At 69.5% G+C, this 20,170-nt stretch carries 17 protein-coding genes and 1 pseudogene; 5 read left to right on the top strand and 13 right to left on the bottom strand.

Annotated elements, in window-relative coordinates; all coding sequences use genetic code 11:
* Positions 1-32 precede the first annotated feature (32 nt).
* Both VET29_RS04925 and VET29_RS04930 read right to left on the bottom strand, forming a co-directional pair.
* Positions 33-1,973, bottom strand: coding sequence for an FtsX-like permease family protein (locus VET29_RS04925; protein ID WP_324915168.1), 1,941 nt, complete (start codon positions 1,971-1,973; stop codon positions 33-35).
* Between the two features lie 2 nt (positions 1,974-1,975).
* Complete coding sequence (locus tag VET29_RS04930; protein WP_324915170.1) at positions 1,976-2,740, bottom strand: ABC transporter ATP-binding protein; 765 nt, start codon at positions 2,738-2,740, stop codon at positions 1,976-1,978.
* Positions 2,741-3,082: 342 nt separating this feature from the next.
* Here VET29_RS04930 and VET29_RS04935 point away from each other — a divergent pair, with 342 nt between their 5' ends.
* The 4 genes from VET29_RS04935 (at position 3,083) to VET29_RS04950 (ending at position 5,486) form a co-directional block, all read left to right on the top strand.
* The gene (locus VET29_RS04935) at positions 3,083-3,241 is read left to right on the top strand and encodes a hypothetical protein (RefSeq protein WP_324915173.1); all 159 of its coding nucleotides are present in this window, start codon (positions 3,083-3,085) and stop codon (positions 3,239-3,241) included.
* A 247-nt stretch (positions 3,242-3,488) separates the two neighbouring features.
* The gene (locus VET29_RS04940) at positions 3,489-3,683 is read left to right on the top strand and encodes a hypothetical protein (RefSeq protein ID WP_324915175.1); all 195 of its coding nucleotides are present in this window, start codon (positions 3,489-3,491) and stop codon (positions 3,681-3,683) included.
* A complete protein-coding gene (locus VET29_RS04945; RefSeq protein ID WP_324915177.1) occupies positions 3,674-5,080 on the top strand; it encodes a class II 3-deoxy-7-phosphoheptulonate synthase in 1,407 nt (468 codons plus the stop codon). The genes VET29_RS04940 and VET29_RS04945 overlap by 10 nt, the downstream gene beginning before the upstream one ends.
* 244 nt (positions 5,081-5,324) lie before the next feature.
* Entirely contained in the window at positions 5,325-5,486 is a 162-nt protein-coding gene (locus VET29_RS04950; RefSeq protein ID WP_324915180.1) for a hypothetical protein, read from the top strand.
* Between the two features lie 122 nt (positions 5,487-5,608).
* Here VET29_RS04950 and mppR read toward each other — a convergent pair whose 3' ends face one another.
* From mppR to VET29_RS44270, 11 genes and pseudogenes are all read right to left on the bottom strand, one after another.
* Positions 5,609-6,445: an enduracididine biosynthesis enzyme MppR gene (mppR, locus tag VET29_RS04955; RefSeq protein ID WP_324915182.1), complete on the bottom strand. Its 837-nt coding sequence runs from the start codon at positions 6,443-6,445 to the stop codon at positions 5,609-5,611.
* A gap of 9 nt (positions 6,446-6,454) precedes the next feature.
* Complete coding sequence (locus VET29_RS04960) at positions 6,455-7,666, bottom strand: aminotransferase class I/II-fold pyridoxal phosphate-dependent enzyme (protein ID WP_324915184.1); 1,212 nt, start codon at positions 7,664-7,666, stop codon at positions 6,455-6,457.
* On the bottom strand, positions 7,666-8,826 hold the full coding sequence (gene mppP / locus VET29_RS04965; protein WP_324915186.1) for an enduracididine biosynthesis enzyme MppP: 1,161 nt from the start codon (positions 8,824-8,826) through the stop codon (positions 7,666-7,668). Before mppP ends, VET29_RS04960 begins: the two co-directional genes overlap by 1 nt.
* Before the next feature lie 221 nt (positions 8,827-9,047).
* Positions 9,048-9,596, bottom strand: a complete 549-nt coding sequence (locus VET29_RS04970; protein WP_324915188.1) for a flavin reductase family protein — start codon at positions 9,594-9,596, stop codon at positions 9,048-9,050.
* Position 9,597: 1 nt separating this feature from the next.
* Positions 9,598-10,875: a cation:proton antiporter gene (locus tag VET29_RS04975; protein ID WP_324915190.1), complete on the bottom strand. Its 1,278-nt coding sequence runs from the start codon at positions 10,873-10,875 to the stop codon at positions 9,598-9,600.
* Positions 10,872-12,458 (bottom strand): tryptophan halogenase family protein, encoded by a 1,587-nt coding sequence (locus VET29_RS04980; RefSeq protein ID WP_324915194.1) that lies wholly within the window; start codon positions 12,456-12,458, stop codon positions 10,872-10,874. Before VET29_RS04980 ends, VET29_RS04975 begins: the two co-directional genes overlap by 4 nt.
* A 36-nt stretch (positions 12,459-12,494) precedes the next feature.
* Positions 12,495-13,523 (bottom strand): guanitoxin biosynthesis L-enduracididine beta-hydroxylase GntD, encoded by a 1,029-nt coding sequence (gene gntD, locus VET29_RS04985; protein WP_324915197.1) that lies wholly within the window; start codon positions 13,521-13,523, stop codon positions 12,495-12,497.
* Between the two features lie 137 nt (positions 13,524-13,660).
* A complete protein-coding gene (locus VET29_RS04990) occupies positions 13,661-14,578 on the bottom strand; it encodes a winged helix-turn-helix domain-containing protein (protein WP_324915200.1) in 918 nt (305 codons plus the stop codon).
* A gap of 239 nt (positions 14,579-14,817) precedes the next feature.
* A complete protein-coding gene (locus tag VET29_RS04995; protein WP_324915204.1) occupies positions 14,818-15,753 on the bottom strand; it encodes a hypothetical protein in 936 nt (311 codons plus the stop codon).
* A gap of 172 nt (positions 15,754-15,925) precedes the next feature.
* Complete coding sequence (locus VET29_RS05000) at positions 15,926-18,988, bottom strand: AfsR/SARP family transcriptional regulator (protein WP_324915207.1); 3,063 nt, start codon at positions 18,986-18,988, stop codon at positions 15,926-15,928.
* A gap of 268 nt (positions 18,989-19,256) precedes the next feature.
* Positions 19,257-19,367, bottom strand: a pseudogene (locus VET29_RS44270) (IS701 family transposase); the annotation flags it as partial.
* A 242-nt stretch (positions 19,368-19,609) separates the two neighbouring features.
* Here VET29_RS44270 and VET29_RS05005 point away from each other — a divergent pair.
* Complete coding sequence (locus tag VET29_RS05005) at positions 19,610-20,071, top strand: GNAT family N-acetyltransferase (RefSeq protein WP_324915210.1); 462 nt, start codon at positions 19,610-19,612, stop codon at positions 20,069-20,071.
* Positions 20,072-20,170 lie beyond the last annotated feature (99 nt).

Below are 20,170 nucleotides of genomic sequence, written 5' to 3' on the forward strand. Positions count from 1 at the left end.
TCTTGACGTGTCGGTGAAACAGCCCGGTCGGCTCATTCCCGGGCGGCCACCAGCGTCACCGGTCGCGGACGGGTCGCCGACAGCGTGGTGAGCACGCTCGTCACACTGGTCACGACGAACGCGCCGGCGGCGAGGATCGACCCCAGCGTCCACGGCACGGCCACCACCGGTGTGCCCAGCGCCGATCCGGTGGCCGCGCCGACGCCCAGCAGCGTCCCGGCGACGACCAGCCCACCGAGGAACAACCCGATGAACGTGACCGCGCAGGACTCGATCAGCGCCATGCGCACGACCTGCACGCGCTTGAGCCCGGTGACCCGCGCGGTGGCGAACTCGTGCCGGCGCGCGGCGTACGCGATGACCACCGAGTTGACCACGGCCAGCGCCGTGTAGAGACCGGCGAGACCCATCAGCACGACCATGATCCCGACGTCGTCCTGCTCCCGCCGCGCCGACGTGCTGGCGACCCAGTCGGCCACCGTGCTGACCTCGAAACCCTTTCCCCGCAACGTTTTCGTCACCGCGGCCGGGTCGGCGCCGTCGGCGAGCACGACCACGGTCTCGGCCGGGGCGCCGGCCAGCACGTCCGGCGGCACGACGGAGAGCGGCACCAGGAACGACTCGCCGGACGCCAGCCCCTCGGGCATCGTGCCCACCAGGCGCAGCGCCAGCGTCCGCCCGTCGAGCTCCGCGCTGGCCGTCGTGCCGATCTCCGCGCGGTGCTCGCTGATCAGCGTGGCGGCGATCGTGTCGCCGGACAGGTCGGCCAGCGACCCGGCGAGCATCGACACGTCGTGTGTGCGTTGGTACGCGGCTGGGTCGATCGCGGTGATCCCGGAGTAGTACTTCTCCTCCTCCGGCTCTCCGCTGTCCGCGTTGAGGACGGTCATCGTGAGTGCCATCGGCACCTCGATCTCCGGCGACGCGACCGCCACGCCGTCCACAGTGGACACCCGGCCTGCCTCGGCGCCGGTGGAGCGCACGATCAGGTCGCCGTTCACCGTGTCGAGCTGCTCCTGCGCGGCGGCCTTGGTGAGTGAGCTGAGTGCGCCGAACAGGCCCAGTACCAACGAGATCAGCACGATCAACGGCGCGGCGGTCGACGCGCTGCGGCGAACGCCCTCACGCAGGTTCGCCTCGGCGATCCGGCCCAGCGTCGAGTACCGCAGGACGAACCCGAACACCCGGCTCGTCAACGGCACCACCAGCGGGCTGAGCAGGCTCAGCGCGACCGCGCCGATCATCGCGAAACCCATCGCCACCACCAGCGCCGCCACCGAGCCGACCGCCTGCGCCAACACGACCAGCCCGGCCGCGACACCAGCGAGCAGCAACCCGACGACCCAGCGCGCCGGCGTCATGACCTGCCGCGCCGCGCCGGTGTCCCGCAACGCCTCCAGCGGCCGCACCTTCGCCGCCCGCCAGGCTGCCGCGCGCACGCCGAGCAACGCGATCACCACCCCGGCGGCGGCCGTGGCGAGCACCACCCACCCCGACGGCGACACCGTGAAGTCCTGGGGCAGGAAGCCGAGCTCCTTGGTCAACCAGATCTGCACCCGCAGGGCCAGCATGCCGACCGGCACACCGAGCACCGCGCCACACGCCCCCAGCAGCAACGCCTCCGACAGCAGCAACCGGCGCAGCTGCCGCTTGCTGCCGCCGACCAGGCGCAGCAGCGCGAGGTCGCGGCGCCGTTGGGCGACGGTGAACGCGAACGTGGAGCTGACCACGAAGATCGCGAGGAACGCCGACAGCAGCATCGTCATGCCCATCAGCGTGGTCGCGCCGTCGTAGCTCTCGCGGATCCGCGCGGCCTCGATCACCGACGCGCCCGCGGGCACCGGCGGGTCCTGCGCGGCGATGAGCACCCGCAGCGACGCCTGCATCAGCCCGACGCCGACCGCGACCGTGAGGATCGAGCCGACGAACAGCTGCCAACGCTCCCGGAACGTGTACAGGGAGAACTCGAACATGGCTAGCGCTCCAACCGTGCGAGCCGGTCGGCTACGCCGTGCACGGTCGGCCGGAAGTCCTGGTCGATGATCCGCCCGTCGGACAGGTACAGCACCGAGTCGGCGCTGGCCGCGGCGGCCGGGTCGTGCGTGACCATCACGATCGTCTGGTTGTCCGAGGAGACGAGGTCGCGCAGCAGTGTCATCACGTTGCGGGCCGACTTGGAGTCCAGCGCGCCGGTCGGCTCGTCGGCGAACAGCACCGCGGGCCTGGTCACCATGGCTCGTGCGATCGCCACCCGCTGCTGCTGCCCACCGGACAGCTCGGCGGGCCGGTGCCGCAGCCGGTCGGCCAGTCCCACCGCGGCCAGCGCCGCGCGCACCTGTTTCTTCGCGACCGTGCGGCCGGCGAGCTTGAGTGGCAACGCGACGTTCTGCTCGGCGCTGAGCGAGTTGATCAGGTTGAACGTCTGGAACACGAACCCGATGCTGCGACGGCGAAGTTCGGTGAGCTTGTTGTCCGACGCGTCGGTGATTTCCTCGCCGAGCAGGAAGACCTGGCCGCCGGAAACCTGCTCCAGACCGGCCGCGCAGTGCAGCAGCGTGGATTTCCCCGACCCGGAGGGCCCCATCACCGCGGTCCAGGTGCCGGGCGAGAACGCGACGTCCACCCCCGCGAGCGCGCACACCCGCGCCTGTTTCGACCCGTACTCCCTGGTGACGCCCCTGAGTTCGACGACGGCGGCCGCCACCGAATCGGTCGCGCCGTTCGGGCCGGTCTCGGTCATGCGCGGGATCCCCCGTCGTTGTTCTCGCCCCGTTGATGTCACTGTCCCGCGCCCCAGAATTCTCGTCCTCGGCGATGTCGGCAACCGTCGCGCCGTGACACGGCGTGTCGGCGTGGGCACAGGAGCCGACCCGGTTCCTGTCGTGAGTTCTCGGCGCAAGGTTGTCGTGGTGGGCTTCCGCCGCGCTTCCCTTCCGCTTCCCTTCCGCTTCCAGTTCACTGGCAGTGACGGCCAGCGGAGGGGAAAGAAAACGGTTGCGACGACCGGTTGAGTGGTTCCACCGTGGAAAACGCGGTGAAGAGGCCAAACAGTGCCTGCGCGACAGCGCCAGGGGGAGACACAATGATGACAATCCGTAATATCTCGCTCACCGTACTCACGGCCGTCGCGATGGCGGTCGCGGTCGCCCTGATCATGACCTCGGCGCCGGGGGTGGCGTCGGCGGACTCGCCATGGGACCGGGGCGGCCACCTGACGGCCCACGACTCGCCCTGGGACTGACGAAGGGTGACCAGCTTCCGAACGGGGGTCGGAGGCTGCTCTCGCGCCGCGCCGCGGACCATGCACCGAGGGTCCGCGGCGCGGTTCTCGTTTCCCGCCAGGCGTGTCCCCCGCCGTGATTCTTCCGCGCCGACCTGGGAAATTCGCCGGCCCCTGAAGTTCATGGCCGGGTGAGGCGCCGGTCTTTACCGTTTACCGCGTGACAGCCACCGCACTCACGCGGGATGGCGCCGAACGGAGACCATGGATGCCCACCACGCTGATCGAGGCCGCCGAACGGCGCGGGCGGCACGTGCCCGAGACCCTCGAGCTCGCGCTGGGTGAGGTCTGGCCGTCCATGCTCCGTGGCCACGCGAACGCCGCCGTGGCCGGCAGCGCCGTCGTCAACGAGATCCACGAGCGCCGCTCGCCGGTGAAGGAGTTGTCGAGAGCATGCGGGTGACCGAACCGGGCGCGCTGGTCGCGCCGCCAGAGCACCGGGCACCCGCCGGCTGGCGGCCGGACTCCTGGCGCGGGCTGCCGATCACCCAGCAGCCGCCCTGGGATCCCGCCGCCCTCGAGCGGGTCACCGAGGAGATCGCACTGCTGCCGCCGCTGGTGCTGCCGGCCGAGATCCGAGAGCTGCACCGCTCGCTCGCCGCGGTCTCCGCGGGAGAGGCGTTCCTGTTGCAGGCGGGCGACTGCGCGGAGCGGTTCAGCTCGTGCACCGAGCAGGGCGTGCGCGGCAAGCTCAAGGTCATACTGCAGCTGGCGATCCTGCTCACGTACGGCGCGGGTCTGCCGGTGGTGAAGGTGGGCCGGATCGCCGGCCAGTTCGGCAAGCCGCGCAGCCAGCCGACCGAGGTGGTCGACGGCGTGGAACTGCCGGTGTTCCGTGGCGACATCGTCAACAGCCCCGAGCCACGCGCCGAGGCGCGCCGACCCGACGTCAACCGCCTGCTCCGGGCGTACCACCACTCGGCGGCGACGCTGGACGCGCTGCGGGCGCTGACCCTGGGCGGCTCCGCCGACCTCGACCAGGCACACGCCTGGAACCAGGAGTTCGTCCGGCGCACCGGCCCCGGCCAGGACTACGAGAAGGTCGCCGACGAGATCACCCGTGCGCTGCGGTTCATGGCCGCCTGCGGGGTGGACATGAACGAGCTGCGGGCACTGCACCAGGTGCACCTGTTCACGTCGCACGAGGCCCTCCTGCCGCACTACGAGCAGGCGCTGACCCGGTACGACGAGAAGTCGCGTGCCTGGTTCGACACCAGCGCCCACATGGTCTGGATCGGCGACCGCACCCGTCAGCTCGACGGCGCGCACGTGGAGCTGCTGTCCGGCATCACGAACCCGATCGGGCTCAAGGTCGGCCCGTCCACCACGCCAGAACAGCTCAGGCAGCTGTGCGACCGGCTCGACCCGAACCACGTGCCGGGTCGGCTCGTGCTGATCACCCGTCTCGGCGCGACCAACGTGACCGACCTGCTGCCGCCACTGCTCAGAGCGGTCAACGAGACGGGACACTCGGTCGTCTGGGCCTGCGATCCCATGCACGGCAACACGTTCGTGTCCCGGAGCGGGTACAAGACCCGGCGGTTCAGCGACATCCTCACCGAGATCGCCATGTTCTTCGGCGTGCACCGCGCCGAGGGGACCTACCCCGGGGGCATCCACCTCGAGCTCACGGGCGACGACGTGACCGAGTGCCTCGGCGGTGTCGAGGACGTCCTCGACAACCAGCTCGGCACCCGCTACGAGACCGCCTGCGACCCCCGGCTCAACGCCGGCCAGTCGATCCAGCTGGCGTTCCACGTGGCCCAGTTCCTGCGGTCCAGCGCCTGGCCTGCCCACTGAGAACTTTCGTTCACGGCGGAAAGCGCCGATCATCTTTTGTGACATCCGGTCGCGACGAGCGCTATTTCGAGTGCCCGAAAATATCCGCCCACGGGGGTAGAGGAAAATGCTACCTGAGGTTGATGACCGCGCGTGTGCACTCGGCTACAGTTGTCCAGGTACTCCAGCGATGTTTTCGAAGGGAATGACCGCCATGCGAAAGCCGACCAGTAATGCTGGCGAATCGATGTGGCAGGTTGAACCGATGCTCCGGCCCCTGGACATCCGCCTCGTCTCGCCATGGCAACGAATTACCCACCTGGAGAACGAGGTGCGGGAACTCCGCGAGGCCAACGGAATCCTCAGGAAGGTCGCCGGTCACTTCGCCTCGATCGACGCACTCGACACGAGCGGGGAGAACACCTGACTGCGGCCGGCCGGGCGCCCACTGTCGGACCAGGCGCCCACCGCGGAAACACCTTGTTGCCCGGTCCCGCGGCCGCGCACCTGTTTCCTGGAAACCTTCCTACCGGCCAGTTCCGTGCGCTCTCATTCCCCACGCACAGAATTCCGAGAACCGTCGGTCTCGGTGAGCAGCCGCCCATGGCACAACGTCTCCGCATAGGAGAACACGTATCCCGAACCGATCTCGACCGGTGCCAGGCCGGCGAGGTCCGAGTCCGGCTCGGCGAAGATGCTCAGTTCCGCGTCCCCCGCTTTCACCTCGGAGAACTCCACACCGGTGACCACTGAGGTCACCAGCTGTGCGGTCGTCTCCTCGTCGGGCACCCAACTGGGGAACATCCTGGTGTGCACGAGCGGCACGGTGTGCAGCAGGGGCGGCTCGACGACCTCGCCGGTGAGTCGCACGGACGCCTCGGCGACCCTCCTGCCGTACACCGAAAGCGTGCCGTCGACCCGGCGGTTGTGCTGCGCGCCCGCGCGACCGACGCGCATGTCCCTGGTCATGTGCACGGCGCCGAACTGCTTGGGCATCCCCTGGATCCAGCCACGGACCAGGGGAACCGCCCCGTCGACCCAGGCGTACGGACACCGTGCCAGCGACCGGCCGGCGTAGGAGCACCCAAGCAGGATCAGGAACTCGGCGAACTGGCATCGCGCCGGGTCGGTCAGCTCCGCACCCGAGTCCGAGCACCACTGCCACTGAGCGAACACCGCCGCGGCGGCGCCGGGGTCGGGACCGAGGTCGAGCTCCGGCGGGAGGAACCGGGCCGCCGCGTCGGGTTCGACGCGGTAGTCGACCATGACCACCTCGCCGGAGAAGTGCCAGGGCGGCGGCGTGATCATCGCGGCTTCGCCGGACGGGGACAGCGGAAGGCTGAAGCCTCCCGGACCCCGCACATCGTTGGTGGTGGCTGACGACATTCCTCTGTCCTAACTGGAGGGTGCGGTGGTTTCCCATGCGGCGCCCAGCCGGGACGCCGCCTCGGTCAACCGCGCCGGTGAGTTGAAGCTGTAGGCGAGCCGCAGGCTGGTCCGCGAGACGGTGCCGAACCGGGAACCCGCGGCCGCGACGACACCGGCCTGCCGCGCCGCGGCGAGCAGGTCCGGTTCACGCTCCCCGTCCGGGAACCGCAGCCACAGGAAGAACCCGCCTCGCGGGCAGGAGATGTCGACCCGGTGGCCCAGCTGGTGGCGCAGTGGCACCGCCAGCGCGTCCCGCCTGGCCCGCAGCTGGCCACGCAACCAGCGGAGGTGCCGGTCGTAGCAACCGTCGCGCACCAGTACGGTCGCGGCGAGCGAGGCAAGGTGGTTCACGCAGCCGCCGCTGACGAACATCCCGTGCCCGGCCAGCCTGCCGACGAGCGACGGATCGGCGAGCAACCAGCCGAGCCGCAACCCGGGGGCCAGTGTCTTGGCGAAGGTGCACAGCCGGATCACGCCGTGGTAGCCGGCCAGCTCGGCGCACGAGACCGGGAGCTCGCCATGGTCCAGCCCAAGCCCGGCGTAGGCGTCGTCCTCGACGATCAGCAACCCCACCTCGGCGGCGGCGGAGACGAGGGCACGCCGGCGGGGTACGGGCATCACCGCCCCGGTCGGGTTGTGGAAGGTCGGGTTGAGGTAGACGAAGGCGGGCCGCCTGCCCGCCGCGCGTTCGGCCGCCACGGCCGCCACGAGCGCCGCGGGGTCCATGCCGGCGGCGTCGCCGGGCACCTCCCGCAGCGGCAACCCGCAGTCGGTGATGATCCGGCGCCCGAGGTCGTAGCTCGTCCGGTCGACGAACACCACGTCCGCCGGCGCGGCCATCGACGTGCTGACCAGCTGCAACGCCTGCGAAATGCCGCCGGTGACCAGTACGTTGCCTGGCCCGCACCGCCCGCCCGCCCTGGCCGCGAGCGCCTCGCGCAGAGGCAGCGCCCCCTGGTCGGCCCCGTAGCTCAGGGCGGCCGTGCCGAACTCGGTCAGCGCCTGCCGGTACGCCGCATCGAGGAGGCCGACCGGCAGCAGCGCGGGTTCGAGGTACCCGGGACCGAGGTCGAACGTCCCGGGTGGGGACACCGACTGCACGATCCCCGGGGTCCACTGCTCGTCGCGGGACGGCGGGCTCCCGGCCGTACCGGCGGGCACCGACGTGCCGAGCGCCATCACGTGTCCAGCAGCACCGACCGCAACACCCGCGCGGCGGCGGCGATCGCGGCCGGGGAACGGGAAAGGGCGATCCGCAGCAGGCGGTCACCCTCGGCCGGCCGGGCCCAGTGGAACTTCTGGCAGGGCAGCACGTACACGCTGTGCTCGCACATCCTCGCCCAGACGTCCGCCGCGTACCGGTCGCCGACGTGCACCCGCTCCACGCTGACCCGGGTGTCCTCGTCGACGAACCGGATGTCCGGCAGGCCGGCCAGCTCGGTCCGCAGCAGCGCCCGGTTCTCGGCGATGTAGTCGTGCAGGTCGGCGAGCCCGGCGTCGGCCGCGTCCTCGGCCAGCTCGCGCACCATGGCCAGCACGAGCGGCGACACACCCAGCAGGATGTCGGAGTACACCTTCGCGATGGGCAGGCCCACGTTCGCCGACCGGACCAGCCAGCCGACCTTGAGCTCGAGGGTCGGCCACAGCTTGCCGGTGTCCTCGATGACCACCCACCGGCACCCGCTCTCCTCGAGCACCGCGTAGTGGTCGTAGTGGGCGTCGGTGTCGAACCCGCGGAACGACGTGTCGAGCGTCAGGACGACCCCGTGCTCGGCGCACTGCGCGGCCAGCCCGCGCAGGCCCTCCTCGGACAGCACCCGCCCGGTCGGGTTGTTGGGGGTGGTGACGAAGACGGCGCCCACCGACTGGAGCAGGCCGACGGGCAGGTCGCCACCGTGCAGGACGTCCTCCTCCAGCGGAACCAGGCGCAGTCCGACCCCGGTGAGGATGTCCGGGATGTTGTCGAAGGTCGGGTGCACCAGCGCGACCGCGTCGGTCGTCGTGGCCAGTGCCCTCGCGTAGATCTCCATGGCCACGGAGGACGAGTAGCAGCTCAGCACCCGGCCGTCCCCGCCCGGGTAGGAGTGCTGGCCCAGCAGGTGGAAGTACGACTCCTGCGCCTCTCGCTCGATCTCGTGCACGGTCCGTTCCTGGGCCTCGGCCCAGAGGTCGGGTAACCGGGCGATGATCTTGGCCTGGCCCGCGGTGAGCTCCTGGCGGGCGTGCCCGTCGGCCAGGTTGAGCGAGCTGTTCAGCGCCAGGAATTCCAGCTGGGTCAGGTTGCCCGCAGCAACCGCGTCGCCGACCTTCTCCACTCTCGACTGAAGTTTCGAGTTCACAAGCACCTCTCGATTGATTAGCTTTGAATACTGTGCTTGGAGCGTGCGGGCCGACGAGCCGAATATGGGCTTTCGTTTCTTGACCACACTCTCACCGGCACTACTTGCCGGGATAACTCAGATTACCATCAGAATCACGCGGGCGACGATCCAAGAAAGTCGCGACCTGGATATTTCATCAATAATTCAATCGTATTGCCATGTCCCGTCCCGGGTGGAGCTCAGGGCGTTCCGGCGGACCAGGACGAGTACTGCCGGAACCCGTACAGCAATGGGCTCGTGACCTCGTCGTGCCGCGCCAGGCCGAGCACCTCGCCGAACACCACGATGTGGTCGCCGACGCACACGGTCCTGACGATCTGGCAGTCGGCCACCGCGTGCGCCATGTCGACCAGGTGCGGGCCGCCGAACGAGGGCTCGTTGCGCCATCGGATCCGTTCGAAACGGTCTGGCGCACCGGAGGCGAACAGCTGCGCGGTGTCGCGCGCCCCCTCGTGCAACAGGTTCACCGCGAAGGTCGACAGCTTCAACATCGCCTGGAGGGTCGGGCTCTCCTCGCGAAGGCAGACCAGCAGCGTCGGCGGGTCGACCGAGACGCTGCAGACGGTGGAACAGGTCATTCCCCACGGCCTGCCTTCCGGCTCGGTCGTCGTCACGACGGCGACGCCGGTGGGAAAGGTGGACATCAGCGCGCGGAACTGCGCCGGCTCGACCACCGCGGCGATACCGTCGCCGGACATCAACGCCGTGTCCACACCGGAGTTCACCATGTCAGGTCCCCACTGTTCGGTACTGGTGGCTCGAACCGGCGCCCACCGCGATCCGTTCGAGGAGCGCGTACGCCGGTCTGGTCATCGCGGTGGTCGTCAGCGCCATCACCAGCAGGGCCAGGAACATGGCCGGGGTGAGAATCCCGGCGGCATGGCCGGCCTGCAGGACGACCAGTTCGGTCAGCCCTCTCGCGTTGAGCAGGACACCGAGCCGCAGACCGTCCCGATGCGACTGTCCACCGAGCCGCGCGCCCAGGTAACCGCCGGCGACCTTGCCGAGGACGGCGAGGCCGGTGACGGCGGCGATCGCGACCCACGGCACGGGTCCGAGGCCGTCGGTGAACACCGTGGCACCGGTGACGACGAAGAACACCGGGACCAGCACCCGCCCGCCCCGCGAGAGGACGTCGACGACCCGCCGCCACGCGCCGTCCTGCCCGTCGTCCGGAATCGCGAAGCCCACGAGGACGGCGCCGAAGACACCGGTGAGTCCCCAGCTCTCCATCGCGGTGAACGTGGCGAACCCCGCGGCGGCGACCAGGACCACCGCCGTTCTGGTACGGGCACCGCACCACCGGGTCGCGACCCGGCCACCGAGCAGGCGCCGCACGCCCACCATGGCGAGCAGGCTCGCGACGAGCAGGCCCGCGAGCCTGGGCATCCCACCCGCACCACCCGTGGCCAGCCCCACGGCCAGCGCGACGACCAGCCACGACACGGCGTCGATGATCACCGCCACGACCACCGACAGCCGGCCGACCGGCGTCTCCGCCAGGTTGTTCTCCGCCAGGATCCGCGCCAGGACCGGCACCGCGGTCACGGCGAGCGAGACCGCGAGCAACAACGCCAGTGCCGGCGCCGGCGCGGTGCCGCGCAGCCCCGGGCCGGCGCTGGTCAGCACCCAGGCGGCGAACGCGGCCCCGATCGTGAGCGGCACGAGGAGGCCACCGGCACTCACCCAGCCCACGACCCGCCGTTGCCCCGGCTCCAGGGTCATGCGTGCCTCGTTGGCCACGCCGATCAGGAACAGCACCAACCCGACCTGCCCCACCACCTTGCTCCAGTCGAGGACGGTGGCCGGCAGCAGCGCCGCACGCAGCCGGGGTCCACCCATCGCGAGGATGACCGGCCCCACGGCGAGGCCGGCCGCGAGCTCGACCAGGACCACGGGCTGGCGCACCAGCCGGGCCACCGTCCTGGCGACGAAGGCCAGCGCGAAGACCGCCCCGAGGACGAGCACCGCGTGGCCGGCGTGCGCCAGGAGGACCGTGCCACTCATCTGCCGACCGCACCCGCGTGCCGGGTCCCGTACCGCTGCCGCGCGAGGAAGTCGTAGTGGCTGGGCAGCCGCTCGACCAGGTCCTTCGCCTGGTCCCGGACCAGGCCGAGCTCCTTGGTCGCGGCGAGGTCGTCGGACAGGGCGAGCGCGGCGGGCGCACGCGTCGGCAGCCCGCCGAGCCCGAGCAGCATCGCGGCGTAGGAGTACGCCTCGAACCCGTGGTAGCTCGGGAAGATCGACTCCGCGTCCGGCATCTTGACCTGCCACTGCTCGATCCGCTCGGCGAGCGCGTCGGGCATCGGCCGGGTCTTGGCGTCCCGCCAGTACTGGTTGTCCGCCCGCGCCGCGGCGTAGTAGTGCAGCACGAGGAACTCGCGCACACCGTCCATCACCCCGGCCACCTGGCGGTTGTAGGCCTTCCGGAGGACGTCGTCGGAGTCCGGCTGGCCGTCGGGGAAGTGCTTCACCAACTGCTCCACCGCGTTCTGGATGAAGAAGATGCCGGTCGACTCGAGTGGCTCGACGAACCCGCTGGACAGCCCGATGGCCACGCAGTTGTTCACCCAGGACCGCGAGCTGCGCCCGATCCGCATCCTGATGTGGTTGGCCTCGAGGTCTGCCGCCGCGTCGCCGACGAACGCGCGCAGGGTCGCCTCGGCCTCCTCCGGCCCGCAGTAGTCGCCGGCGTACACGTAGCCGGTGCCGACCCGCCCGAACAGCGGGATCGTCCAGATCCAGCCGGCGTCCTGCGCGGTCGCCGTCGTGCAGGGGCGGATTCCCCGCGTCGTCCCGTCCACCGGCACCCGCAGGGCCACCGCGCGGTCGTTGGGCAGACTGTCCTGATAGGACTCGAACGGCACACCGAGCGCCTTGTTGAGCAACAGGGAGCGGAAACCCGTGCAGTCGATGAACAGGTCGCCGGACAACGCACCGTGTTCCCGGGTCAGCACGTGGCTGATCCAGCCCCGCTCGTCGAGGCCGACGTCGACCACGTCGTCGAGGACGTGCCGGACGCCGCGCTCGACGCCGTACCCGGTGAGGTACTTCGCCAGCATCGCCGCGTCGAAATGGTAGGCGTACGGGAACTGCGTGTCCTGCTCGGCCAACGTGGTGCGGAAGGCGCGGTCCGCGCCGTTCTCTGCGAAGTCCTGTTCGAACAGCTCACCTGACAGGTACCGGGGCGAGCGCTTCGCGTCGCACAGCGAGGCGATCAGGAAGCAGTCCTTGTCGAACCGCTCGCCACCGCCGTTGTGCAGCCACCAGTCCGTGATCGGGAACCCGTCGATCACGCGGAGCCGCTCGAACGGGTGGTAGAAGTGATGTCCCCGCCGCCGCCAGTTCTCGAACCTGATCGCCAGCTTGTAGGTGGCGTGGGTGGCCGGCATCCACTCGCTCTCCGTCAACCCGAGATAGTCGAAGAAGTGCCGGACCGTGCTGAACGTCGCCTCGCCCACCCCGATGGTGGGCACGTTCTTCGACTCGACGAGGGTCACGTCGAGCCGGTCGCCGAACGCGGCACGCAAGTACGCCGCGGTCATCCACCCGGAGGTGCCGCCGCCGACGACGACCACACTGTTGCCCATTGGATCTCCCGTTCCTACGCGCGTTTCGATGACGGATCAGTAGATGACGCGGGAATCCGCGGTCAGCCGGAACTTCCGGGACTTGCGCAGGTCCACGGCGACGTTCAGGCGGCGCAACCACCGGTCCGTCCCGTCGAACCGGGCACGGAAGGGCTTGCGTCCGTGCACCATCCGGTAGTTGTCGATGAAGTAGATGTCCCCCGGCCGGAGCACCACGTCGACGAGCGCCTTGTCCAGCTCGGCGCTGATCACCTCGAGCGCCTCCCGCTCGTCGGGATCGTGGTCGTCCCGCATGAAGTGCGGGTCCAGCCGGAGGTACGGCGAGTCCGGCGAGCCAAAGAGGACGGACACCGGCTCCGGCTGCCGCAACGCGCGCTCGACCTGTTCCCGGCTGCGCGCGAGGAGGTCGGCGACCTTGCGGCCGGCGTCGGTCGCACGTCCCCGGTTGGCCGGCCGGTGGGAGTGGTCGGGCATGATGTAGAACCGGTCCTCCGACAGGATCTCGCGCGTCGCGTCGTCGAGTGTCACGTCGGCGACATCGGCCATCGTCGTCTCGACGCCGTCGGGGTTGCGCAGGCACATCAGGGCGAGGTAGTCGGTCCGCAGCGGGTGGTAGGCGTCCTCGGTGTGCCAGGTGAGCAGTTCCTCGCTGCCGGAGCCGATCTGCTCCTTCTCGTGCCCCTTGATCGGCAGGATGTCGTGCATGACGTAACCGTCCTGCTGGGTCGCCCATCCGATGGGCTCCCCGAGCAGGCTGGCGACGAGGTAGAACGCGATGTCCTGGCGCAGCGTCGGCGACGGAACGGGCTTGTTCTCCCAGTGCGCGGGCGTCGGCCCGATCTCGCCGTCGTCGACGGGCAGACCGGAAAGCACGAAGGCGCCGTCGCGGTCGGTGCCGCGGTATTCGTTGACCACGGCACGCAGGCCCCTGGGCAGTTCGTCGGCGTAGACGCGTGCCCCCCGTTGGAACTCCGCCGACTCGACCGTGTCGAAGCGTTGCGACACCTCGTCGACGATGGCATCGATCGCTCTGTTGTCATCGGCGCTCAGCTGGAATACCCGCACGGCACAGTCCTCCGCAGTGTCTGCTCAAACGACTGCGGAGAAGCGTGCGGCACGTTCGCCGGTGGTTCTACCTGTTTCACTTGGCAGCGAAACAGCACAGTGTCGAGCCGGACCACGCGATACCGTGTGCCGGACGGTCATATGCCCGCCTCGAGCACAGTGGATCCAATGTGGACAGAGCTGCGGAGCAGGGCAATGCCCAGCGGGGTCAGCGAGTGCGTTGCGGTGTTGCGGTGCCGGGCGGTGATGACCAGACCGGCCTGCCGCAGCACCCGGGCGTGCTTGCTGGCGCCGGCCAGCGAGATCCCCAGCCGCTGGGAGAGCTCGCCGGTCGTGCAGCTGTCGGTCAGCACCTGCAGCGCGGCCGCGCGGGTGTACCCGACAAGCTGGCCGAGCGCCTGCTCGTCCGGCTCCTCGGTGCCGGCGAGATCGGCCAGCATCTCGGATCCGGCCGGGGTGGAGAACACCACGGTCGGCGGCCCGCCGCCGTGCTGGGCCGGGACGACGACGCAGGTCCTGTCGTGCAGGAACAACGCCGGGCTGAGCTGGAGTCCACCGCCCGACAGGTAGATGTCACCATCGGCGGCGTCGGCGATCTCAAGCACCGGCGGGTGCCAGCGCAGCTTGGGGTGCAGGGTGCTGAGCATGCTCTCGACACCGCTGGTGATCGAGATCCGGGCGCGGGAGTCCCGCTCGCCCTCGAGGTGGTTGCGCGCCCTCGACCAGTGCGGCACCACGGCGACGCGGCAGAACTCGTACATCGTCGCGGCGACCCGCCTGCGGACGAGGTCGGTGTCGCCCCACCCACCCGACGACTCGCCCGGCCAGCCGATCAGCCACAGCAGGTCGCTCAGCGGCTGGTGCGTGTGGGCCACGGACTCGACGGCACCCAGCCGTTCGCCGAGTTGACGACGCACATTCCGGCGCCACTCGGCCACCGGTCCCCCACCGCGCCGGCCGAACAGATCAATCGCGAAGACGGCTTCCGCCATCGGTCCCAGGGAGGTGACCATCCGTAATCGGGCCAGGTCCTCGACCGTGAAATGAACTCTCAACACCATTACTCCAACAAAGCTGTCGCGGCAAACTTTTTATCCGGTAAATTGCGCCGACGGCGGATCCCCCCAACCGGACCAAGCCGCGCCACACGCACCCTCAGATTCGTGGATGTGCCAGCTCGACCTCCGGCTTCGCGACGTCGGAGGTGCGCCCCTGCCGCCGGCAGGACACTTTTCTACCGAGAATTCCAACTTCGAGTTTCACTACCAGTACTCCAGGAATAGGATGTCCCAGTTCAGGCACCGAGACCGCACGCACGCGCGGTCCGGTGGATTTGTTCCGCGAGTGCGACGTCCAGCTCCCGCACACCGAGCAGCTCGAAGAGCAGGACGTCGTCGAGATGGGTTCGTCCCGGATGGCGACCGGAGATCACCTGGCCGAAGTCCGCCTCGATCCGGCGCAGGTCGAACCACGTGCACCGGTTGTGGTGCCGCCCCCAACCCCTCCGCAACGACACGCACCGGCCGTTCACCCGCCCGTCGAGGTGCACGGTCACGAACCGCCGGTGCCTGTTGCGCTCGAGCAGTCCGAGATCGTCGACGTAGATCTGGTCGACGCGGTCGACGATGTCGGCCGGCATGTCCAGACCCGCGACGTTGACCAGCAGCGCCCCTCTCGGCAGATGCCGGTAGACGAGGTCCTCGTGCCCCGGTCCGGTCGTGATCAGGAGGTTGGCGCCACTCGTGGCCTCGTCGACGGTGGTGACGACGGAGAGCTCGATGCCGGCCCGGTCGAACAGGTCCCGTACCCGCGCGTCGATCGGCGCCGGGCCCTGGTCGCTCGCCGCGGTGAGGTAGACCTGCCCGACGCCAGGCAGGTGGCAGGCGATCATCGTCAGGAGGCAGTGCGCGACGTCGCCCGAGGCGAGCAACCCGACCGTCGTCTCACCGGGAACGAGCAGCTCCTCGGCGGCCAACGCCACCGTCATCACGGCGTGACACAGGCACAGGATCGACCACGGTATGACGCACCGATCCACGCCGCCCGGATCCTCGATCAGCACCAGGTCGTCGTCCGGCTGTTCCCCGGCCTCGGCCGCCCGGTCGCCGGGCCGGCAGCCGCCCCCCGCGGCCAGGTGCGCCAACTTCGCCATTCTGAGGTCGATCGGGTCGAGTTCCTTGATCACTCGCCACAGGTCGTCAGCGCCGAGCCGCAGGACGGGCTTGCCCATCGCACTGGCCTCCTGTCCGATCGCGGGTGGTCGTCCCGAGATTCGATCGTCCAGGTCCGGCTTTCCCCTCCACTTCCGGTTTTCTTCCGCTCAGGGGAAGACAGCCCGACGCGAGGAGGACGGGGCATGGCAGATCGTCGCCGCCCCCTGGGACTTCGTTCAGAAAGCCGGTTCAGATCGGTTCGAGGTCCGCGCCGTAGTCCAGCCGCAGCGCGGACCTCGTCTCGGTCAGCTGGCCGCGCAGCCGGCTCGCTTCCTTGGAGTCGATGGACCCCAGCAACCGCTCTGCCTCGTCTAGCTCGGCGCCGGCCTCGGCGACGTCGTCCGCGTGCACCTCCGACAGCATGATCAGGCTCTTCGCGTGCCACATCGGCATGCCGAGATCGAGGAACAGCCGCCGCGCCTTGACCAGGTGCTCCTCCGCGGGTACGTAGTTGCCCCGCGCGAGCTCGATCCCACCCAGCGCGTACTGCGCCTGTGCCTCGACGAGCGGCTCCCCGACCTGGTGCGCCAGGGTCAGCGCGTGCACGAGGGTCGTCTCGGCGCTGTCCAACTTGCCTTCCTGCCTGCGGATCAGGCCGAGGCCGTACAGCGCGTGCGCCTCACCGATCCGGTCGCCGATGTCCCGCACGATACGCAGCACCCGCTGGAACTCCTGCCGGGCGAGCCCGGTGTGTCCGGTGACCAGGTGGAGCTCGGCGAACCCCCGCGCGGCCTGCGCGTCACCGCGGCGGTAGTTCACCCTCCGGCACAGCGTGTGCGCCTCGTCGAGCAGGCTCCGCGCGGCCTCGAAGTCACCCTCGTCGGTTCGGAACTTCGCGAGGCTCCGCAGGATGTAGGCCTCCCCCACCGGGTCACCGACCTCCCGCATCTTGACCCGCGCGCGCTCGTACTTGTCCAGCATCAACGTGACGTTGCCCCGCATCCGGTCCACGGAGGCCGCCATGCGCAGGGCCAACGCGCACCCGAGCGTGCTGTTCTCCTCCTCGAAGGTCCGCAGCGCGGTCTCGAGGCACTCCTCGGACTCCGCGAGGCGCTTCTGGTACAGGTAGAGCGTGCCGAGCGAGTACAGCGACGCCGCCTGGCCGAACCGGTTGCCTGCTCGCGTGGTGGCCTCGAGCGCCAGCCGGGAGGTCTCCTCCCAGTCGTCGAAGTAGCCCTTCACCTCGAACAGGTTGATCAGCGTGCAGGCAAGGTCCCAGCACAGCTCGTCCATCCCCTCCGCCGCGGCCCGCCGGACCGCGACGACGAGCGCCCGGCGCTCGCTTTCCCACCACTCCATCGGATAGTCGTCGGGGTCGAGGTCCATGTCCGCGATCCCGTGCCAGCGGGGCACGTCGGAGTGCAGGATCGTGTAGTCGCCGCCGTACTCCTTGCGGTGGGCCCGTTCGGCGAGAGCCAGCCAGGCGCTCAGCACGCGGGCAAGCACGTCGCGCCGTCTCGCGACCGGCTCCACCTCGAACAACCGCTCGTGCGCGTAGAGCCGGATCAGGTCGTGGAAGCGATAGCGGATCCGCCGGCCCGGATACTCCAGCGTGTCCAGAAGGTGCGCGTCCACGAGGCAGCCCAGCGCGTCGTCCGCCTCGAACTGCCCGGTGTCCAGCAGCGCCGCGGCCGCCCACGCCGGGAAGTCGGGCGCGGGCACCAGCGCGAGCAGGCGGAACAACCGCCGGGCCTGGCTCGGCAGGCTGTGGTAGGTCAGGCTGATGCTGGCACGCAACTCCAGTCCGCGATGGCTGAACTCGTCCAGCCTGCGCGTCTCGTCGGCCAGCCTGCTGACGAGGCCACTGACCCACATCTGCGGCCGCGACGCCAGTCGCCCGCCCGCGATCCGCAGCGCCAGCGGAAGACCGCCGCACAGGTTGACCAGTTCCACGGCCGCGTCCTGCTCGGCGTGTACCCGGTCCCAGCCGACGATCTTGCCGAGCATCTCGAGGGACTGCTCGGTGTCGAACACGTTGACGTCGACCCAGCGCGCGCCGGGCAGCCTCGTCAGCCGGGCCCGGCTGGTGACGATCACCGGACAGGTCGCGGTGCCCGGCAGCAGCGACAGCACCTGTTCCTCGGTCGTCACACCGTCGAGCACGACCAGAAGCTGTTTGTGGGCAAGCAGGCTCCGGTACAGCTCGGCGCGTTCGGAGTGGTCCTCCGGCACCGCGGGACCGGGCACCCCGAGGGCACGCAGGAACCGGGCGAGCAAGGTGGCGGGCCGCTCCCCGGTCTCCGGGTCCTCGAGGTCGGCATACAGGTGCCCGTCGGGGAAGGAATCGCTGAGCTCGTGGGCCACCCGCAACGCCAGGGTCGACTTGCCGACCCCGCCCTTCCCGGAGATGGCGACGACACGGACGGCGAAGGAGGATTCCTGAGGCGCCTCACTCAACAGGAACGACTTGATCTCGGCGACATGCGCCTCCCTGCCGACGAAGTCCGCCGTACTGCCGGGAAGCGGCCGGGGCGTCGGCGGGTGGCCGCCGGCCTGCTCGGCCGCCCCTGCGATGGATCCCGCACCGGCCGCCTTGGCGTCCAGCGCGGGATCCCGGTTGAGAATCGCCCGTTCGAGGTCGCATAACTCCTGGCCGGGCTCGACGCCCACCTCCTCGATCAGCATCGTTCTGGCTCTGCGGAAGACCTCGAGGGCCTCGGCCTGGCGCCCGGAGCGGTACATGGCCAGCATGCGGTACCCGTACAGCCGCTCACGCAACGGAGCCTTGTCGATGAGCCCGTCCAACTCGTTGGCGAGGTCCTCGTGCCGGCCCATCCCGAGATCCAGCCGCACCCGCTCCTCGATGGCCGCGAACCGCGCGTCGTCGAGCAACGCGGCACCCCGCTGGATCAGGTCACTCCGCACCCCGTGCAGCGCCGGACCACGCCACAGTGCGAGCGCTTTTCGCAGCGATCCCGCCGCCTCGTCCAACTCCCCGTCGACCACCTGCTCACGGGCCACGCCGACCAGCCTGGTGAACTCCTCGCTGTCCAGGTCCCCGGGCGGAATCTCGAGAATGTAGCCGGGGGGACATGTTCTGATCGTCCCCGCCTGTCCCGCGTCCTTGAACAACTTGCGCAGCCCGGAAACACACTTCTGGATCTGCCCACGCGCCGACGACGGCGGCGACGTCCCCCATACCGCCTCGACCAGGTGATCGACGGACGTCGCCTGGTTGGCGTTCAACGCGAGCGCGGCCAGGACGACATGCTCCTTCGGCCCACCCACCCGCGACACACGGCCATCGGTCACGATTTCCAATGGCCCGAGCAGTCTCACCCCCATAGCGACCCCCTGCCAGGTAACGCCAGCATAGTCATTCGAGGGATGATGTAAAACACAATCGGCGGGTTAATTTCAAACTGAGGCGAAGCGAAGCGCCCGCCCGTGCAGACGTGCCCCAGAGGATTTCCGTTCCGCATCCGCCCGCTCACGCTCCGGTGAACACAGGAAGCGAAGTTTCTTCACCGCGGAGTATCAGCAATTGGGGCGGTGGAGATCATCAGCGTGCTGCTCGCCTACCCGCCGCGCGGCACCGGTCCCGATCACCCGTCCAGGTTCGCCTCCCGTTGATCAACGCCTGCCCACGCGCGGACGCACACACGCCGATCTGGCAATTCTCCACCCGGCCGGGGGGTGCTGGAGGCAACGGATCTTGCGCATCGCCGTTGATCGACCTGGCGGACGGCTATTGTCGAAAAGAGCGGCAGGAAAACACGGCGAGTCCGGTTCTCGAAAGACAATGCCGGGTCCGTCACCATCTCCGAATTCACCTCGAAACGGCCACGGGAGAACAAACCCGACCAGCGACGGGGCGCGTTTCTGGATCCGTCTCAACCGACGGCGCACGTGGCCGCCCTCCATGATGGAACCATGACAACGACGTGGTCACTGCGTTCCGCCACACCGCGGGACGCGGAGTGGATGGCCGACCTCAAGGCCACCGTGATGCGGGCGGATCTCGAACGGCTGGGTTACTGGGACCACGACTGGGCACGGCAGCGGTTCCTCGACACCTACGTTCCCGCCAACACCAACGTCATCCTCGTGGACGGCGACGTCGCGGGCTGTATCGCCGTCCGTGCCGAACCGGACGCGTTGTGGATCGAGCACTTCTACCTTCGCCCCGAGTTCCAGGGCCACGGGCTCGGCGGCCACGTCCTGCGCCACGTCATGACCCTGCGACAGGACGGACGGCCCTTCAAGCTCGCCGTCAACCGAGGCAGCGGGGCCCGCGGTCTGTACGAACGCCACGGCTTCGTCTACCAGTACGACGACACCAACGGAGTGGATCAAATCTTCAGCACCCCACCAGAAGACGATCCCGATGCTTGATGAGGCACTGTGCCCAGCCATGGCTGTTCGCAGCGGATCCCCGCCCGGCGTGGGAACAGCTCGCGCCCGGCGGACGGCTGGTCGCCCAGCCGCGCTTCC

Origin of the sequence: Actinophytocola sp. (assembly GCF_035634895.1) — a bacterium.
Taxonomy (GTDB): Bacteria; Actinomycetota; Actinomycetes; order Mycobacteriales; family Pseudonocardiaceae; genus Actinophytocola.

Coding starts and splice junctions, on each gene's coding strand:
- VET29_RS04925 (WP_324915168.1), bottom strand. CDS start 1,973: ATGTTCGAGTTCTCCCTGTACACGTTCCGGGAGCGTTGGCAGCTGTTC.
- VET29_RS04930 (WP_324915170.1), bottom strand. CDS start 2,740: ATGACCGAGACCGGCCCGAACGGCGCGACCGATTCGGTGGCGGCCGCC.
- VET29_RS04935 (WP_324915173.1), top strand. CDS start 3,083: ATGATGACAATCCGTAATATCTCGCTCACCGTACTCACGGCCGTCGCG.
- VET29_RS04940 (WP_324915175.1), top strand. CDS start 3,489: ATGCCCACCACGCTGATCGAGGCCGCCGAACGGCGCGGGCGGCACGTG.
- VET29_RS04945 (WP_324915177.1), top strand. CDS start 3,674: ATGCGGGTGACCGAACCGGGCGCGCTGGTCGCGCCGCCAGAGCACCGG.
- VET29_RS04950 (WP_324915180.1), top strand. CDS start 5,325: ATGCTCCGGCCCCTGGACATCCGCCTCGTCTCGCCATGGCAACGAATT.
- mppR (WP_324915182.1), bottom strand. CDS start 6,445: ATGTCGTCAGCCACCACCAACGATGTGCGGGGTCCGGGAGGCTTCAGC.
- VET29_RS04960 (WP_324915184.1), bottom strand. CDS start 7,666: ATGGCGCTCGGCACGTCGGTGCCCGCCGGTACGGCCGGGAGCCCGCCG.
- VET29_RS04970 (WP_324915188.1), bottom strand. CDS start 9,596: ATGGTGAACTCCGGTGTGGACACGGCGTTGATGTCCGGCGACGGTATC.
- VET29_RS04975 (WP_324915190.1), bottom strand. CDS start 10,875: ATGAGTGGCACGGTCCTCCTGGCGCACGCCGGCCACGCGGTGCTCGTC.
- VET29_RS04980 (WP_324915194.1), bottom strand. CDS start 12,458: ATGGGCAACAGTGTGGTCGTCGTCGGCGGCGGCACCTCCGGGTGGATG.
- VET29_RS04995 (WP_324915204.1), bottom strand. CDS start 15,753: ATGGGCAAGCCCGTCCTGCGGCTCGGCGCTGACGACCTGTGGCGAGTG.
- VET29_RS05005 (WP_324915210.1), top strand. CDS start 19,610: ATGACAACGACGTGGTCACTGCGTTCCGCCACACCGCGGGACGCGGAG.